Raw genomic sequence first — 1,349 nt, forward strand, 5'->3', positions numbered from 1 at the left:
AATCGACTCAGGCGACGACGCGCCGGCCGATTACGAGCAACTCATTCTGTTTCACGCGCTCGACGGTAGGCGCGCTAATAGTGAACAGTCAACTTGGTGAGTCGGCCGTCCCAGAATATGAGATACATCGGCTGCGGTGCGAAGATGTAGAGGTGTCAACTCCGCAGCAGCCCGTGCCACCAGAATCATCATCCCACACGACGAACCCGCCCAAGCAGGTCATCCGGATTTCTCCCCTGGCCTATCTGGGATGCGCCTTCCTCCTGTTCGCCGTGTCGTTCCCCATCTTCGGCTGGCCCGCCGCCTTCGGTTGGCTCGTGATCGCCCCGATCGTCGCGGTGGCCTGGGTCGCGCGGGTACGCACCACCGTCACGCCCGACGGACTCGAAGTGCGCCGGCTGTTCGGCGGCCGGTCGCTGGGGTGGTCCGAGATCACGGGATTCCGCTTCCCCAAGCGCGGCTGGGCCCGGGCGACCCTGACCGACGGGGGCGAGGTGACCCTTCCCGTCGTCACGTTCGACCGGCTTCCCGATATCGCCGAGGCGAGCGGCGGCCGCATCACCGACCCCTACGCGGCAGCCGCCGCGGCGGACGAAGCAGCCCACCACGCCGACGCGGAATCGAACGGCGAGCAGCCTGTGAAGAACCGGCCGGACACAGACGGGGAATAGTGCGCGAGTAGCGTTTGTCAGTACTTCCGTACGCTGACTAAGGAATACGCTCATGCCCCCGCTGAGGTCCCGAACCACCACCGCAGGACGAAATGCCGCAGGCGCCCGCGCACTGTGGCGCGCCACCGGAATGACCGACTCCGACTTCGGGAAGCCGATCGTCGCGATCGCGAACTCGTACACGCAGTTCGTTCCCGGGCACGTCCACCTGAAGAACGTCGGCGACATCGTCGCCGACGCCGTCCGCGCCGCCGGTGGTGTACCTCGCGAGTTCCACACGATCGCCGTCGACGACGGCATCGCGATGGGACACGGCGGCATGCTGTATTCCCTTCCTAGCCGCGAGATCATCGCCGACTCCGTCGAGTACATGGTCAACGCGCACACCGCCGACGCGCTAGTCTGCATCTCCAACTGTGACAAGATCACTCCCGGAATGCTCAATGCCGCACTGCGTTTGAACGTCCCGACCGTGTTCGTGTCGGGCGGTCCGATGGAGGCCGGCAAGGCGGTGGTGGTGAACGGTGTCGCCCAGGCACCGACCGACCTCATCACGGCGATCTCGGCGAGCGCCAACGACGAAGTCGACGACGAAGGACTGTCCGAGGTCGAGCGCAGCGCCTGCCCGACGTGCGGGTCGTGCTCGGGCATGTTCACCGCGAACTCGATGAACTGCCT

The 1,349-nt window shown here is 65.6% G+C and carries 2 protein-coding genes; both read left to right on the top strand.

Annotated elements, in window-relative coordinates:
* The first annotated feature begins 173 nt into the window (after positions 1–173).
* Positions 174–671, top strand: coding sequence for a PH domain-containing protein (locus tag QM693_RS37450; RefSeq protein WP_280781777.1), 498 nt, complete (start codon positions 174–176; stop codon positions 669–671).
* A gap of 52 nt (positions 672–723) precedes the next feature.
* On the top strand, positions 724–1,349 hold a 626-nt coding region (locus QM693_RS37455), incomplete at its 3' end, for a dihydroxy-acid dehydratase domain-containing protein (RefSeq protein WP_283354829.1).

It is taken from the genome of Rhodococcus sp. IEGM 1305, from assembly GCF_030058635.1.
Lineage (GTDB): Bacteria > Actinomycetota > Actinomycetes > Mycobacteriales > Mycobacteriaceae > Rhodococcus_F > Rhodococcus_F opacus_D.